The following is a 15,217-nucleotide window of genomic DNA, read 5'->3' as shown; positions in this document are numbered from 1 at the left end:
GCCCGGCGGGGTGGGGCGGAGCCCGGCGGGGTGGGGCGGAGCCCGGCGCGGGGAGGACTGCCGCGTCGTAAGCCGCCAGGAACGCTTCCACGGCCGCTCGCCGGCCGAAGCGCTCGGCACGCGCGCGTGCCGCGTCCCGCCGCTCGGGTTCACCGCGTTCCCGGAGGAGTTCCACGGCGCCCGCGAACGCCTTCCCTCCGCCGGCGGTACGGTCCCGACGGACCCGATGGAGGTGTCCGGGCCGCTGCCGGGCGCGGGGGCGACGCGGGGTACGGGGGCGACCACGAGCGGATGGTGATCGTGGTCCACGAGGTGCCGGGCGGTGCGGAGCGCGCGGTCGGCCACGCCGGGTACAGGGGGCGGCCGTCCGCTGGGGCACGGAGCGAGGGAGCCTCAGGGAGTGTGGGGCTCGGCGGGCGCGGGCTCGGCCGGCGCGCCCAAAACCTCAGCCAAGCGTCGCGTCGGGGCCGAAGCGACTGCGGACCGCTGTCTGTACCTCTGCCTCCTCGGCCGGGTCGGCGGCCAGGCGGCGCAGTCGCTCGACGACACGGGCGTCACCGGTCTCGGCGTGCCGGGCGGCGAGTTCGCGGGTGGTCTCCTCGCAGTCCCACAGGCATTCGACGGCGAAGCCGGTGGCGAAGGAGGGGTCGGTGGCGGCGAGCGCGCGAGCGGCCCGGCCACGGAGGTGGGAGGAGGCCGTCTCGCGGTAGATGTGGCGCAGCACGGGCGCCGCGCAGGCGATGCCGAGGCGCCCGGCGCCGTCGACGAGTGTCCACAGGGTGGGTGCGTCCGGGCCCTCGCCCCGTACGGCCTCGCGGAGGGCGTCGAGGACGAGGTCGCTGTCCCGGGCGGCGCCCCGGCAGGCGAGCATGCGGCCGGCGGCGGCACCGAGCGCGTCGGGACGCTGGGCCCAGCCGCGCGCGCGGTCGACGGCGGCGACACTGCGCATCCGTTCGAAGGCGTCGACGGCGGCCTCCACGACGGCCGGCGTGCCGTCGGCGACCGCGGCCGCGATCAGGTCGAGAGCGCGGGGATCGTTGCCGTCGGCGAGGTAGCGCAGTGCGGTGCAGCGGGCTCCGTCGATACCGTCCCGCGCGGCCCGGAGAATCTCGGGCCGGTCCTCGGGGCCGGCCACGGCAGCCAGACAGCGGGCGGCGGGCACGTACAGGGCGGCACCGCGCTCCATGCCCTGCTGGGCCCACTCGAAGACGGCGCGGACGCTCCACCCCGGGCGGGGTCCGGTAGGGCGCATCTGGCGTTGCCAGCGGTCGAAACAGCCGGTCTCCTGGGCGGCACGCACGCGCGTGGCGACCGACGGCCGCGGGTCGTCGGCCCACAGCCGCCAGGGCCGGGGTTCGAAGGCGTCGCGCACGGCGGCGGCCAGCTCGGCCTCGCCCTCGGGATCGGTGGTGAAGCGGGCCAGCACGGGAGCGGCGAGGGCGCGCAGGCCCGCGTCGTCGTCCCGCAGGGCCAGCTCGTCCAGCGCCCAGGCCCAGTTGGACCCCTGGGCGGCGTACCTGCGCAGCAGTTCCAGGGCGTCCCGCCGGCCGTAGGAGGCGAGGTGTCCCAGGACGGCCAGTGCGAGACCGGTACGGGACTCGTCGGTGTCGAGGACGTCCTGCGCGCCGAAGAGGTGCGCCTCGACGGCGTCCAGCTCGCCGTTCAGGTCGAGGTGGAGGCGGGCGTAGTACAGGGAGCGGTTCTCCACCTGCCAGTCGTGGCGGGGATCGCGCAGCACACAGTGGTTCAGGGCCGCGAGCGCTTCGGCGCGCGGGGCGGTGAGGGCGTGCAGCGTGCCGTCGCCACGGCCGCGCTGGAGGAGCCCGAGCAGCGTACCGCTGGGCGCTATGACCGGATCGAACATGGGAAACAGCCTCACATCAAGCGTCGACGCAACCGGGAAACACGCATTACCTGGCCGCGCGACACAACGTCGGAGTGCCCGCCGTCTCTTGCTTGCTGTAGACCATCTCTCTCTGCCTCTCGTCGGTGGCCCATACGGACCGCATCACGGCCCGCGCGGTGCGGCATCACCTGCCCGGCCATCGCGTCCGTGAATCACGTCGTCATGATGACCCGCGGTGTGTCCTGCCGCGACCGTATTTCCGGCGGCCTGCTACCGCCTCCCCCGTTTTGCGTGTCGTATCTGGTCGGGACGTCGCCGTCAGCGGACGCCGAACAGCTCCAGAAGCTCCGTCTTGCCGAACATCCGGGCCGTGTCGACGGCCGACGGCGTTCCCGCGGAAGGATCGGCCCCGCCCTCGAGCAGGGCCTTGATCACGTCCGTCTCGCCCTTGAAGACGGCGCCGGCGAGGGGGGTCTGGCCCCGGTCGTTGATCTGGTCAGCCGCCGCGCCGCGGGCGAGCAGCGCGCGGACCGCGTCGGCGTGGCCGTGGTAGGCGGCGAGCATCACCAGGGAGTCTCCCCGGTCGTTGGTGAGGTTGGCCGGGACGCCCGCGTCCACATACGCCACGAGCGCCTCGGTCTGCCCCTGCCGGGCCAGATCGAAGATCTTGGTCGCCAGCTCCACGACCTCGGGGTCGGGGGCTTCGCTCATCGGCCGGACCGCCTCTCCTTGCGTATGCGGGGACTGCTTCGGGACTGCTCGGGGACCGCTTCGGGGCCGCTCGGAGCCCGCTTCGGGACCGAGCGAGCGTACGACATGCGAGCGGAGCGCGGCCGTACGAGTGAATCGCCAGCGTACTGGCTCTTGCGGCACATGACCCGATGTGCCCGAGGTAAGGATCGCCATCACCGCCCGCCGGAGGCGATCGGCCTGGTCAGCGGGGCCGCAACGGCTCCGCCAAGTGGAGGAAAACAGCCGGATTTCACCCAGTTGCACCTTTAATCGTATGGATACATCCTGTGATCCTGGAAGAACTCATGGTGACTGTCCCCCACCTTCGACACCAGGAGCCCGAAATGATCCTCTCCCTGTCAGGCGTGTTCCTGCTCGGCATCATCGTCTTCCTCTTCTTCCGCAAGGACGGACTGAAGGGCTCGCACGCCACGGTCTCGGTCCTGTTCGGCTTCTACCTGTCGAGCACGGCCATCGCCCCCAGCATCAAGGCCGGCGGCGAGAGCCTGGCAAGCCTCCTCGGCGGCATCAAGTTCTGACCCCGCCCGTCATGCCCGTACGCACGATCAGGAGACAGCAGTGGCCCGGCGCCCTCTCCCCCGCATTCTGAGCAAAGACAGCGCGCAGATCGCCCGGACGCAGATCGCCCGGAGCCGGGAGCTGGCCCGGACGGCGGCCGACAGCGCCACCGACGTCCTCCACCCGCTGATCACCGTCTCGCGCGGACTGCGCCGGCTGGCCTCGGCCGGGCGGCGCAGGTGGGCGGAGACCCCCAAGGACAAACGCGGGCCGCTGCTGTTCCTGGTGGCCTCCCTGGTCCTGGTCGTGACGCTGGTGCCGTACGGCCCGCTGCTCACCGTCGTCACCGTGATGGCGGCGGCGGCCTGGCAGGGCCGCGACCGCACCCCGTCGGCAGCCGACGGACCCGACGAGTCCCAGTCCGAACGGCTCCAGGCGCTGTACGAGGCCCTGGTGCCGTACTTCTCCGGCCCCGATGACCCGGCGCCGCTGTACGTGCACGGCGGGGAGTGGGAGAACGCCTTCACGGACCACGAGTTCGACGACGCCGGCCGCGTCGGTCATCTCGTGATCCGCTACCCCGCCTACTTCCCGGACGGCGACCCCGCGGCCCGCGCGCGGATCGAGCGGCTGCTCACCGTGAAGGCCGGCCGGGGCCGCGAATACCACTTCGCGTGGGACGAGGAGGGCAACCGGCTCGCCGTCACCGTGCTCGCCCCGCTGCCCGCCGACGTCCCGGCCCAGCGCTTCGTCACCGCGCCGGGAGAGACCGTCCTCGGCTTCACCGACCCGAGCGAGGTCCAGCGCACGCTCCCGCTCTCGTACGGCGAGGAACGGATCGACGTCCCGCCCATCGTCTGGCGCACCGGCATCCGCTCCACCGAGCCGCACCTGCTGGCCATGGGCCATCCCGGCAGCGGCACCTCCACGCTCCTGCGCTCCATCGCCCTCCAGGCCCTGGAGTACGGCGATGTGCTGATCGTCGACGGCGGCGGCACCGGCGAGTACGCGTGCCTGACCGGCCGGGACGGCGTACTCGCCGTGGAGTGCGCCCTCGCCGGGGCGCTGGCCAGCCTGGAGTGGACCGCGCAGGAGACCGAGCGGCGGCTCATCGCGATCAACCTGGCCCGGCAGGCGGGCGAGCCGCCGCCCGAGGACACCCGGCGCCCGCTGTGGATCCTGCTGGACCGGCCGGGCGTCTTCGCCCATCTCGCGGGGGCGGAGGGCCGCAAGGACCCGCAGGCGCTGCTCCAGGTGCCGTTGCGGCACGGCCGCGCGGCGAACGTCACCGTGGTCGTCGCCGAACAGTTCGAGAGCGGGGAGGCGCTGAGCGAGGCGGTACGGCAGCACACGCGCGCGCGTGTCGTGCTCGGGGCCGCGGCGCCGCAGCAGGTGGAGGCGGTGCTGGGCGCGCCACCGCACACGACCCCGCTCGCGTACATGCCGCCCGGGCGGGGGTACGCCCGGCTGGGGTCCGGTCCGGTGCACCGGCTCCAGGTCCCGCGGACGCCGGATCCGTACGACGACGCCACGAGCGACGCCGACCGGCAGGCGGTGCTGGCGCTGCTGCCGGCGCGGAGCACGCCCGCGGACGCGGAGGCTCCGGTACCGCTGGACATGGCGAAGCCGACGGAGTCCACGGAGCCGGCGGTCGAGCGGGCACCGCTGGCGGCGGAGGCCGTGGGCGCCGAGACCGCCTGAGCCGGGCCGGCCGCAGCACCGGTGGCTGCTGGAACGTCGTGTCGGAACGTCGGGCGCTTATCGGGCGCGGTACGTGCGTGACGCAGGGCCCAGGACGCCCGCGGCGAACGAGGTCCTGGCGCAGGGCGTTCCTCGCGTGGGCGGGCGTTCCAGGTTCGCGCGGTGGCGTCGGCGGGCGGGGGCCTGCCGCTCGCGCGGCTGCCCGCGCCCGCCGGGGAGGTCGTCTCCCACGCCCGTCCTACGCCACGAGTGTCCGCGGTGACTCCCCCGCTCCCGTCGCGCCCGATTCCACCAGCCGGGCCGCGGCGGCGAGCCGGGCCGCCGCCTCGTCCGCCACCGCTCCCCCGACGGTGAACGGAAGCCGCACGTAGCCCTCGAACGCGCCGTCGACGCCGAAGCGGGGGCCGGACGGAACCCGGACGCCGGTCCGTTCGCCCGCTTCGGCGAGGCGGGAGCCCGAGAGGCCGCCGGTGCGGACCCAGAGGGTCAGGCCGCCGCGCGGCACCTCGAACTCCCAGCTGGGCAGTTCCCGGCGGAGCGCGGCCACCAGCGCGTCCCGGTTCTCGCGGGCCTGGGCGCGGCGCAGGTCGACCGCCTGCTCCCAGCCCCCGGTGCTGAACAGCCAGTTCACGGCCAGCTGTTCCAGCACCGGCGTGCCCAGGTCGGCGTACGCGCGGGCGGCGACCAGACTGCGGATGACGTCGGGCGCCGCCCGTACCCAGCCGATGCGCATGCCCGCCCAGAACGCCTTGCTGGCCGAGCCGACCGTGATCACCGTGGAGCCGGCCGGGTCGAAACCGCACACCGGCCGGGGCATGCCGCCGGTCCGGAACTCCTCGTCGAGCCACAGCTCGGTCATCGTCTCGTCGGCGACGAGGACCGTGCCGGCCGAGCGGGCCGCGTCCACCAGCCGGCGCCGCTGGTCCTCGTCGGCGAGGGCCCCGGTGGGGTTGTGGAAGTCGGCGACGACATAGGCGATACGGGGCGCGGCCTCGCGCAGGACCTCACGCCAGCGGTCCATGTCCCAGCCGGAGAGCCCCTCGGCCATCGCGATGGGGACGAGCCGGGCGCCCGTCTCCCGCATCAGCTGGAGGATGTTGGCGTAGGACGGGGACTCCACGGCGATGCGTTCGCCGCGGCCCGCGAAGAGATGGCAGATGGCGTCGATGGCGCCCATCGCGCCGGTCGTCACCATGATCTGCTCGGGCATGGTGGGGATGCCGCTCGTGGTGTACCGCTCGGCGATCATCGAGCGCAGGGCGGGCAGTCCGGCCGGGTAGTCGCCGTGCGTGTGGGCGTACGGCGGCAGGTCCTCCAGGGCGCCGCGCACGGCCCGGGTGAGCCACGGCTCGGGCGCCGGCAGCGAGGCGCAGCCCAGGTCGATCATCGAACCGAGGGCTTCCGGGGGCAGCGGTTCGAGTCCCCGGGCGGGGACCGGGTTGCCGGCCGGTACGGCGGTCCAGCTGCCGGCTCCGCGCCGGGACTCCAGGAAGCCCTCGCCGCGCAGCGCCTCGTAGGCCGCCGCGACGGTCGTGCGGCTCACGGAGAGGGACAGGGCGAGTTCGCGTTCCGCGGGGAGGCGGGCGGCCACCGGGACCCGGCCCTCGAGCACGAGCAGCCGGATGCCGTCGGCGAGGGCACGATAGGCGGGGGGGCGGCGGGTGCCGGGGCCGGCCGGGCGGTCCTGCTGGGAGTTGAGGAGGCGGGCGAGCTGTGCGGCTCCCACCGCCGAGGTCCACTGCGCCACGAAGATCAGTCCACCTTCCCAGGATTGGCCATGGATGGGCTTCCATCCCAAGCCACAGAGTGACATGTGCCAGTCCAGTTCCACTACCCAGGGGGGTATGTCGTGTCCGCTCCCGGCCGCCATGTCGGACGACGGTTGATCCAGCTCTACGCCGGGCTCGTGCTCTACGGCGCGAGTTCCGCGCTGCTCGTGGCCGCCGACCTGGGCCTGGAGCCCTGGAACGTGCTGCACCAGGGGCTCGCGGAACTGACCGGGCTGAGCATCGGGGTCGTGTCGATCATCGTGGGCGCGGTGGTGCTGCTGCTGTGGATCCCGCTGCGCCAGCGGCCCGGGCTCGGCACGGTCTCCAACGTCTTCGTGGTGGGCCTCGCCATGGACGGCACGCTCGCGCTCGTCCCGGACGTCCGTTCCCTCGCCGTACGCGTCCCGTTGCTGCTGGCGGGGATCGCGCTGAACGGCGTGGCGACCGGCCTGTACATCGCGGCGAGTTTCGGGCCGGGCCCGCGCGACGGGCTGATGACGGGTCTGCACCGGCGCACCGGCCGGTCGGTCCGGCTGATGCGGACGGCGGTCGAGGTGACGGTGGTGGTCACCGGGTTCGCCCTGGGCGGCACCATCGGCCTGGGCACCCTGCTGTACGCCGTGGCCATCGGCCCGCTGGTCCAGCTGTTCCTGCGCATGTTCGCCGTGCCGCCGGCACCGGCCGGCAGGGCGGTCGTCGCCACCGCGACACCGGAGGGGGTCATACTGCGTCCGTGAGCCTCACGACACCGGCCCCGCGCCACCCGTACCTGGACCATCCCGGCCCGATCGCGTTCGCCCACCGGGGCGGGGCAGCCGACGGTCTGGAGAACACCGTGGCGCAGTTCCACCGCGCGGTGGAACTGGGTTACCGGTACATCGAGACCGATGTGCACGCCTCGGCGGACGGCCGGCTGGTCGCCTTCCACGACGCGACGCTGGACCGGGTCACCGACGGGGCGGGCCGGATCGCCGACCTGCCGTGGGCGGAGATACGGCACGCGCGCGTGGGCGGCCGGGAACCGGTGCCGCTGTTCGAGGAACTGCTGGAGACCTTCCCCGAGGTGCGCTGGAACGTCGACGTCAAGGCGGAGCCCGCGCTGCGGCCCCTGCTGGGGCTGATCGAGCGCGCGGACGCCTGGGACCGGGTGTGTGTGGGCTCCTTCTCGGAGGCGCGCGTGCTGCGGGCCCAGCGGCTGGGCGGGCCGCGCCTGGCCACCTCGTTCGGGACGCGCGGGGTGCTCAACCTGCGGCTGCGCTCCTGGGGGCTGCCGGGTGCGGTGCGCCGGTCGGCCGTGGCCGCGCAGGTGCCCGAGGCGCAGTCGGGCGTGCCCGTGGTGGACCAGCGCTTCGTGCGCGCGGCCCACGCGCGCGGGCTGCACGTGCACGTGTGGACGGTCAACGAGCCCCGGCGCGTGCACCGGCTCCTGGATCTCGGAGTTGATGGCATCATGACCGATCACATCGACATGCTGCGCAAGGTCATGGAGGACCGCGGCGTCTGGGTCTGACCGGCCGGCCCGCGCCTTCGCAGGGCACCGCGGCGGGGAGGCGAGGGCACGGGTGGGCACGGAGACCGTGCGCGCACCGGTGGCGGACGAGGCCGCCGGACTCAGGCGCGAACAGCACGGCTGGTACGTCTACGACTGGGCGTGCTCGGTCTACTCGACCAGCGTCCTCACGGTCTTCCTCGGCCCCTACCTCACCTCGGTGGCCGAGCGTGCGGCGGACGGCGACGGCTATGTGCATCCGCTGGGCGTCCCGGTCCGGGCGGGCTCCTTCTTCGCCTACTCGGTGTCCCTTTCGGTGATCCTGGCGGTCGTCGTGATGCCCCTCGTGGGCAGCGCGGCCGACCGCACGGGCCGCCGGAAGCCGCTGCTCGCCGCGGCGGCGTACACCGGGGCGGCGGCGACCACGGGCATGTTCCTGCTGGACGGCGACCGGTACCTGCTCGGCGGGGTGCTGCTCCTCGTGGCCAACGCGGCGCAGTCCGTCGGGATGATGCTCTACAACTCCTACCTGCCGCAGATCGCGCCGCCCGAGCAGCGCGACGCCGTCTCCTCGCGCGGCTGGGCCTTCGGTTACGCGGCCGGCTCGCTGGTCCTCGTGGCCGACCTGGTCCTGTACTCGGCGCACGACTCCTTCGGCCTGACCGAGTCGGCCGCGGTCCGCGTCTGCCTGGCCTCGGCAGGCCTGTGGTGGGGCGCGTTCACGCTCGTACCGCTGCGCAGGCTGCGCGACCGCCGCGTGCGCGTGGCGGGGGCGACGGCGCCCGGAGCGCGGCAGCTGGCGGCGACGGTCCGGGACATGCGCCGGCACCCGCTGACGCTGGCGTTCCTGCTGGCGTACCTCGTCTACAACGACGGGATCCAGACGGTGATCTCGCAGGCCTCCGTCTACGGCTCCGAGGAGCTGGGACTCGGGCAGTCGACGCTCATCGGGGCGGTGCTGCTGGTGCAGGTGCTGGCCGTGGCGGGGGCGCTGGCCATGGGGCGGCTGGCGCGGGCGTACGGCGCTCGGCGGACGATCCTCGGCTCGCTGGTGGCGTGGACGGTCACGCTCGCCGCCGGCTACTTCCTGCCCGCGAGGGCCCCGGTGTGGTTCTTCGTGCTGGCCGCCGGGATCGGCCTGGTCCTCGGCGGCAGCCAGGCGCTGTCCCGGTCGCTGTTCTCGCACCTGGTGCCGCCGGGCAAGGAGGCCGAGTACTTCTCCGCGTACGAGCTGAGCGACCGCGGGATGAGCTGGCTCGGTCCGCTGCTGTTCGGCGTGACCTACCAGCTGACCGGAAGTTATCGGTCCGCCATCGTGTCGCTGGTGGCCTTCTTCGTGATCGGTTTCGTGCTGCTCGCACGGGTGCCGGTGCGGCGTGCGATCGGCGAGGCGGGGAACCCGGTACCGGAAAGGATCTAGCGCCGATTTAGCACTCGGCGCGAAAGGCGGTAGTGTACGCGTTTGGCCTGCCAGGCGTACCGTTACTGCGCGTCAAAGATGCCGGAGCGCTGGGTGACATCTGCTAGCAGATGTGACAAAGCGGGTGCCTGTGGGTAGAACAAGGGGCGGCTACGACGGCGACGCACGACCCGGAACGGGACTCGGAACGGGAATCTTTACCGCCGACCGGACGTTGACCGGATGACGACGACAGCGACACCTGTCCTGTGGGCGACAAAGCCCGGGAGGCACGATTCATGAGTGAGCGAGCTCTTCGCGGTACGCGCCTCGTGGTGACCAGCTACGAGACGGACCGCGGCATCGACCTGGCCCCGCGCCAGGCCGTGGAGTACGCATGTGAGAGGGGCCATCGCTTCGAGATGCCCTTCTCGGTCGAGGCGGAGATCCCGCCGGAGTGGGAGTGCAAGGTCTGCGGGGCCCCGGCACTCCTGGTGGACGGCGACGGCCCGGAAGAGAAGAAGGCCAAGCCCGCGCGTACCCATTGGGACATGCTGATGGAGCGACGTACCCGCGAGGAACTCGAAGAGGTCCTCGAGGAGCGTCTGGCGGTTCTCCGTTCCGGGGCGATGAACATCGCCGTTCACCCCAGGGACAGCCGCAAGAGCGCATAACGCGAGACAGCACCAGTAACCGCGGGCGCCGTACGTGAAGACGTACGGCGCCCGCGGTTTCGTGCCGTCCGGACGGCGGTGCCGCCGCCTGGCGGCACCGGGTCAGCGCGTCAGCGGAGGGCGCCGCTCCCCCTGCTCCGGGCGGTCCTCCCTGATGACCTCGCCCTGCACCACCCTGCCGTCGGGCCGGTGGGCGCGGGCCTGCTGGAAGGCGTCGCCCAGACTGCCGGGGGCGGCCTTGCGGAGCCTGCGCTCCAGGGCGCTCTCGGTGCGGCGGCTCACGGCCCTCTGCACCGGCGGGAGCAGCAGGAGCAGACCCACGGCGTCCGAGACCGGGCCGGGGATCATGAGCAGCAGACCGCCGAGCATCGTCAGGCCGTTGCCGCCGCCGCGCGCCGGCGAGCCGCCCCGCTGGAGTGCCTCGTTCAGGTTCTCGAAGGCGCGGCGCCCCGCCCGCTTGATGATCACGGAGCCGGCCACGACGCCCGCCATGAGCAGCAGGAGCACGCTGAGGCCCCCCGCCGCACCCGCGACCAGGGTGAGCAGCCAGATCTCCAGCACCAGCCACACGGCGAGGCCCAGCGGCACATACCTGCGCAGCCGGGAGCGCCGGGGGCGGACGGTGTACGGGGAGGTCGGAGCGCCAGTCGTCATGCTCCCAGTGTGCCTGGGCGCGGCTCAGCGCGGGATAAGGGAGTGATCGGCCGGGGCCGCGAAGGGGGCCGGTCAGGCCTGCCTGTCCTTGCCGGTGAGCTTGCCGATGCGGTCGCCGACCCCCCAGGCGGTGACCCGCCACAGCGCCTCGACCACGATGTCGCGGCTCATCTTGGAGTCGCCCAGTTCGCGCTCGACGAAGGTGATGGGGACCTCGACGACGTGGTAGCCGGCCTTCACCGCGCGGCGCGCGAGGTCGACCTGGAAGCAGTAGCCCTGCGAGGAGACGTCGGCGAGACCCAGTCCCTCCAGGGTCTCGCGGCGGAAGGCCCGGAAGCCGCCGGTCACGTCACGGATCGGCACGTCGAGCAGGAGCCGCGAGTAGGTCGAGCCGCCGCGGGAGAGGAACTCGCGGGACTTGGGCCAGTTCACCACCCGGCCGCCGGGCACCCAGCGGGAACCGAGGACCAGGTCGGCACCCTTGAGGGCGGTGAGCAGCCGGGGCAGTTCCTCGGGCTGGTGAGAGCCGTCGGCGTCCATCTCGATCAGCACGCCGTAGTCGTGCTCCAGGCCCCAGCGGAAGCCCGCGAGGTAGGCGGCGCCGAGGCCCTCCTTGCCCTTGCGGTGCAGCACCTGGACGTGGTCGTCCCCGGCGGCCAGCTCGTCGGCGAGCTTGCCGGTGCCGTCGGGGCTGTTGTCGTCCGCGATCAGCACGTGCGCCTCGGGGACGGCCTCGCGTACCCGGCCGACGATGGTCCTGATGTTCTCCGCCTCGTTGTAGGTCGGAATGATCACCAAGGCCGTGCCGAGCGGGCCGAACCGCCGCTCCTGGGCCTTGGCCGCGAGGGTTCCGTCGCCGTCGTTCACTGCTGCCCCTTCATGTCGTACGCAGAGGACCACCATAGTGGCCCCGGCCTGGAAGGACGTGACGGCTCGTGCGCACGGTGGTGTCGATCGCACAAGAACGGGGTAAGAGACCGGTTCGCGGCCTTCTCGCCTTACGTCCGCCCCACCTCCGTGGCACGGCGGATGGGGGCCCGGCGCCCTTCGGGCCGACCTGGGACCCGCTGGCTGCGGATCGACCGAAAGCCGTTGTCTACTGAGCACCCGGGCCCCACCCGGGTCACACCTGGCCGACCGGCTGGACGTTCTCCCGTCGGCGCGGGCGCTGAGCCTGGCTCCCAGCGACGGTGCCCGGTGCGGCACACCGTCCCTGACCCAGCGGCGCTGCGACAGGTGTCTGAACGTTCCTCGGTCGGGCGTCCGGTGGTGGACTCGGCCGAACCTACCGGCCCCCCGCCGCTGACTGTCAACAGCCTCCTGACCTGGGAAGACCGCCGGAACGGCCCAGTCGGCGGGGAGGATGCGCAGGTGGGGCGGCGGCCCCGCGGCGGCCGGGGGCCGCCGCGCCACCCCGGGAGATCACTCGCCCGGCCGTACGAACACCGTCCGGCCGCCCACCACGGTGCGCAGGCAGACCGGCAGGTCGCGGCCGGGGCTGAGGTCGGGCAGACCCGGGGTGCCGGAGCGCGGGTCGGTGGACCAGCGGGCGACCCGGTCGTCGGGGGCCTGGACGATCAGCTCGTCGGTCCGCCAGACGGCGTAGTCCGCGGGCGCCCCCGGGACGAGGACACCGGCGTCGTCGCGTCCGACGGCCCGCCAGCCGCCCCGCGTGTGCGCGGTGAACGCGGCACGGACGGAGATCCGGTGCCCGGGGGTGTGGTGGAAGGCGGCGGCGCGGACCGTGCCCCACGGGTCGAGGGGGGTGACCGGGCTGTCGGAGCCGAACGCGAGCGGTACCCCGGAGCGCAGCAGGGCGGCGTAAGGGTTGAGGGTGCGGGCCCGCTCGGCACCCAGCCGCCGGGCGTACATACCGTCCTCGCCGCCCCACAGCGCGTCGAAGGCGGGCTGGACGGAGGCGATCAGGCCCAGTTCGGCGAAGCCGGCGATGGTCTCGGGGGTGAGCATCTCGGCGTGCTCGACGCGGTGCCGGGCGGCGCGGATCCGGGCGAGGCCCGCCTTCTCGGCGGCGGCGCGCACTCCGTCGACCACGGCGGTCACGGCGGCGTCTCCGATGGCGTGGAAGCCTGCCTGGAGGCCGGCCTCCGTGCAGGCCAGGACGTGGGCGGCGACGGCGTCGGCGTCCAGGTAGGCGGTGCCGGTGTGGCCGGCGTCGGCGTAGGGCTCGTGCAGGCACGCGGTGTGCGAGCCGAGGGCGCCGTCGGCGAAGAGGTCGCCCGCGGCACCGGCCGCGCCCAGCTCGCGGGCCTTCGCCGGGTCCTGTTCCGCCCAGTAACCGACCACGCGGGGGCCCGGCGTCCCGGCGGCGAGTTCCAGCAGGGCGGTGAAGTCGTCCTCGGAGGAGATCTGCGGGCCGCCGCACTCGTGGACGGTGCCGATGCCCAGGGAGGCCGCGTGGGCCAGGGCGGTGCGCTGGGCCTCGGCGCGCTGGGCCGGGGTGACGGCGGCGAGGGCGGCCTCGCGTACGGCGTGGTGGGCGTCCCGGGTGAGCGGGATGTCCTCGCGGGGGACGCCGCCGGGGACCAGGTCCAGCAGGCCGGTGGTGACGACCGCCGAGTGCACGTCGATGCGGGACAGGTACAGCGGGCGTCCGCCGGTGGCGGCGTCCAGCTCCGCACGGGTCGGCGGGCGGCCGCCGGGCCAGCGGGCGGCGTCCCAGCCGTGGCCCAGCAGGACCCGGTCGCCGGGGCGGGCGGCGGCGAACTCGCGGATCCGGGCGAGGGCCGCCTCCAGGGAAGGGGCGCCGGACAGGTCGAGGCCGGTCAGGGCGAGGCCTGTGGCGGTGGTGTGCACATGGGCGTCGGTGAAGGCCGGGGTGACGAGGGCGCCGTCGAGGTCGACCACCTCGTCCACGCCGTCGGCGAAGGCGTCGGCGGCGCCCTCGGAGCCGACCCAGGCGACCTGGCCGCGCTCCACCACCATCGCGGTGGCGAAGGGGTCGGCGGGGCTGTGCACCTCCCCGCGGCGCAGGAGGACGGTCTGGGGCTGGGCGGACTGCTCACTCATGACGCACAGTCTCTCGCGTGCGCGGCTCCCGCCGGGCAGCGGGGCGGGCCGGTCAGATCTTCGGGGCGCGCGCCTCGTAGGGGGTCGACAGCACCACGGTGGTGCGGGTGGAGACGCCGGCGAGGCTGCGCACCCGGGCCAGAAGTTCCTCCAGTTCGTGCGGGGTGGCGACGCGCACCTTGAGGATGTAGTTCTCGTCGCCGGCCACGCTGTGGCAGGCCTCGATCTCGGGGACGCCGGCGAGGCGTTCCGCGATGTCGTCGGGGGCGCTGGGGTCGAACGGTTTGACCGAGATGAACGCTGTGAGCGGCAGCCCGACGGCCTCGGGGTCGACCACCGCGGCATAGCCACGGATGACACCACGCTGCTCCAGCCGGCGCACGCGCTGGTGCACGGCCGACGTGGACAGGCCCGTGGCCTTGCCCAGGTCTGTGTAGCTCATCCGCCCGTCGACGACGAGCAGCTGCACGATCTGACGGTCCAGCTCCTCCATGCCGCCAAAACCTACAGGGCGCCTGATCTCCTGGGACACCTCGGAGGCGCAGGTCATTCCCCGCGGGGCGGAAAACGTACCGGGACGGGCATCTGCGCGCGGCATGTGACCAACACCACACACCCGGTGTGGGCTCCGTGATGTTCTCGTGATTACCGCCGGGACCGGACGGGAAGTGCTTGCTGTGGCCGGGACCGCAGTGCCGTCACGGCCCAGTCTTAGGGGGAGAAACCCATGCAGAGTGTCAGCCACCCTGATCGTTCCGCGTCCGCACGGCAGCAGCCGCTCCTCGAGCCCGAGCCGGAGGGCGTCGAACCCGACGACCTCTTCGACGAGGAACTGGACGCCTACGACACCTTCGAGATGTACCGGGTGATCTGCCCGGACTGCGCGCAGCCGATCGCGTTGCTGGCGGACGAGGAGGTCCTGCCGGAGCACGCGCTGTGCGCCTCGCCGTGGAACCCGTTCGGGCTGACGGTGTGCGCGGGCACGGGCCGTGCGGCGGCCGATGCCCGCCCGGCGGACGAGTCCTGCGAACCCCAGGAGCAGGACACCGCCCTGCTGCTGACGCTCCCCCAGGGTCTGGACTGGCGGACGCAGCCCTTCTCGCACGTCGGGGGCCCGGGCTCGCGCCCGATGCGCGTACCGGCGATGCGCCGCGAGGCCGCCTGACGCACCCGGCTCCGGCCCGCCTCCCTCCCCGTACCCGTACCGGACCGCGCGCGGCGCGCGGGCTGTCGTGGTGCGGGGAGCGGCGTGCTGGGGGCCGGCCGGGACGGCGGCTCCGCGGCGTAGGCCCGGCGACGGGCGGGAGGCGGTCCTAGGTGTGCTGTCCGGAGAGGTTGGTGACGCGGCTGGCTGGGGTGTGGCCGCCGATGCCGGTGTGGGGTCGGTGGTAGTTGTACCAGTCCAGC

At 73.5% G+C, this 15,217-nt stretch carries 15 protein-coding genes; 8 read left to right on the top strand and 7 right to left on the bottom strand.

Going from position 1 to position 15,217, the window contains the following annotated elements; genetic code table 11:
* On the top strand, nucleotides 1–298 hold a 298-nt coding region (locus tag ACF1BE_RS33845; RefSeq protein ID WP_392202828.1), incomplete at its 5' end, for a hypothetical protein.
* Nucleotides 299–445: 147 nt separating this feature from the next.
* On the opposite strand, the gene ACF1BE_RS33840 is transcribed toward ACF1BE_RS33845, so the two are convergent.
* Both ACF1BE_RS33840 and ACF1BE_RS33835 read right to left on the bottom strand, forming a co-directional pair.
* Entirely contained in the window at nucleotides 446–1,864 is a 1,419-nt protein-coding gene (locus tag ACF1BE_RS33840) for a HEAT repeat domain-containing protein (RefSeq protein ID WP_392202827.1), read from the bottom strand.
* A gap of 300 nt (nucleotides 1,865–2,164) precedes the next feature.
* A complete protein-coding gene (locus ACF1BE_RS33835; RefSeq protein ID WP_361987578.1) occupies nucleotides 2,165–2,557 on the bottom strand; it encodes an ankyrin repeat domain-containing protein in 393 nt (130 codons plus the stop codon).
* 365 nt (nucleotides 2,558–2,922) lie between these two features.
* Here ACF1BE_RS33835 and ACF1BE_RS33830 point away from each other — a divergent pair, with 365 nt between their 5' ends.
* Together ACF1BE_RS33830 and ACF1BE_RS33825 are read left to right on the top strand one after the other, a co-directional pair.
* The gene (locus ACF1BE_RS33830; RefSeq protein WP_392202826.1) at nucleotides 2,923–3,117 is read left to right on the top strand and encodes a hypothetical protein; all 195 of its coding nucleotides are present in this window, start codon (nucleotides 2,923–2,925) and stop codon (nucleotides 3,115–3,117) included.
* 40 nt (nucleotides 3,118–3,157) lie between these two features.
* On the top strand, nucleotides 3,158–4,798 hold the full coding sequence (locus ACF1BE_RS33825) for a hypothetical protein (protein ID WP_392202825.1): 1,641 nt from the start codon (nucleotides 3,158–3,160) through the stop codon (nucleotides 4,796–4,798).
* A 238-nt stretch (nucleotides 4,799–5,036) separates the two neighbouring features.
* On the opposite strand, the gene ACF1BE_RS33820 is transcribed toward ACF1BE_RS33825, so the two are convergent.
* Nucleotides 5,037–6,545: a PLP-dependent aminotransferase family protein gene (locus ACF1BE_RS33820; protein ID WP_392202824.1), complete on the bottom strand. Its 1,509-nt coding sequence runs from the start codon at nucleotides 6,543–6,545 to the stop codon at nucleotides 5,037–5,039.
* 102 nt (nucleotides 6,546–6,647) lie between these two features.
* Here ACF1BE_RS33820 and ACF1BE_RS33815 point away from each other — a divergent pair, with 102 nt between their 5' ends.
* The 4 genes from ACF1BE_RS33815 to ACF1BE_RS33800 all read left to right on the top strand — a co-directional run bounded on the left by ACF1BE_RS33815 (nucleotide 6,648) and on the right by ACF1BE_RS33800 (nucleotide 10,129).
* Nucleotides 6,648–7,304 (top strand): YitT family protein, encoded by a 657-nt coding sequence (locus tag ACF1BE_RS33815; protein WP_392202823.1) that lies wholly within the window; start codon nucleotides 6,648–6,650, stop codon nucleotides 7,302–7,304.
* Entirely contained in the window at nucleotides 7,301–8,077 is a 777-nt protein-coding gene (locus ACF1BE_RS33810; RefSeq protein ID WP_392202822.1) for a glycerophosphodiester phosphodiesterase, read from the top strand. The genes ACF1BE_RS33815 and ACF1BE_RS33810 overlap by 4 nt, the downstream gene beginning before the upstream one ends.
* Before the next feature lie 52 nt (nucleotides 8,078–8,129).
* Entirely contained in the window at nucleotides 8,130–9,476 is a 1,347-nt protein-coding gene (locus ACF1BE_RS33805) for an MFS transporter (protein ID WP_392202821.1), read from the top strand.
* Between the two features lie 278 nt (nucleotides 9,477–9,754).
* Nucleotides 9,755–10,129 (top strand): RNA polymerase-binding protein RbpA, encoded by a 375-nt coding sequence (locus tag ACF1BE_RS33800; RefSeq protein WP_361987590.1) that lies wholly within the window; start codon nucleotides 9,755–9,757, stop codon nucleotides 10,127–10,129.
* A 102-nt stretch (nucleotides 10,130–10,231) separates the two neighbouring features.
* Here ACF1BE_RS33800 and fxsA read toward each other — a convergent pair whose 3' ends face one another.
* The 4 genes from fxsA to ACF1BE_RS33780 all read right to left on the bottom strand — a co-directional run bounded on the left by fxsA (nucleotide 10,232) and on the right by ACF1BE_RS33780 (nucleotide 14,303).
* Nucleotides 10,232–10,783 (bottom strand): FxsA family membrane protein, encoded by a 552-nt coding sequence (fxsA, locus tag ACF1BE_RS33795; RefSeq protein WP_392202820.1) that lies wholly within the window; start codon nucleotides 10,781–10,783, stop codon nucleotides 10,232–10,234.
* 72 nt (nucleotides 10,784–10,855) lie between these two features.
* Entirely contained in the window at nucleotides 10,856–11,650 is a 795-nt protein-coding gene (locus ACF1BE_RS33790) for a polyprenol monophosphomannose synthase (RefSeq protein WP_392202819.1), read from the bottom strand.
* Nucleotides 11,651–12,205: 555 nt separating this feature from the next.
* Nucleotides 12,206–13,810: an amidohydrolase gene (locus tag ACF1BE_RS33785; RefSeq protein WP_392202818.1), complete on the bottom strand. Its 1,605-nt coding sequence runs from the start codon at nucleotides 13,808–13,810 to the stop codon at nucleotides 12,206–12,208.
* Nucleotides 13,811–13,862: 52 nt separating this feature from the next.
* Nucleotides 13,863–14,303, bottom strand: coding sequence for an Lrp/AsnC family transcriptional regulator (locus ACF1BE_RS33780; protein ID WP_356824546.1), 441 nt, complete (start codon nucleotides 14,301–14,303; stop codon nucleotides 13,863–13,865).
* 234 nt (nucleotides 14,304–14,537) lie between these two features.
* On the opposite strand from ACF1BE_RS33780, the gene ACF1BE_RS33775 reads away from it, so the two are divergent.
* Nucleotides 14,538–14,975, top strand: coding sequence for a hypothetical protein (locus ACF1BE_RS33775; RefSeq protein WP_392202817.1), 438 nt, complete (start codon nucleotides 14,538–14,540; stop codon nucleotides 14,973–14,975).
* Nucleotides 14,976–15,217 lie beyond the last annotated feature (242 nt).

Source organism: Streptomyces sp. NPDC014991, assembly GCF_043080665.1.
Classification (GTDB): domain Bacteria; phylum Actinomycetota; class Actinomycetes; order Streptomycetales; family Streptomycetaceae; genus Streptomyces.
Note: the sequence above shows the minus strand (reverse complement) of the source record. Positions and strands in the feature narration are given on the sequence as shown.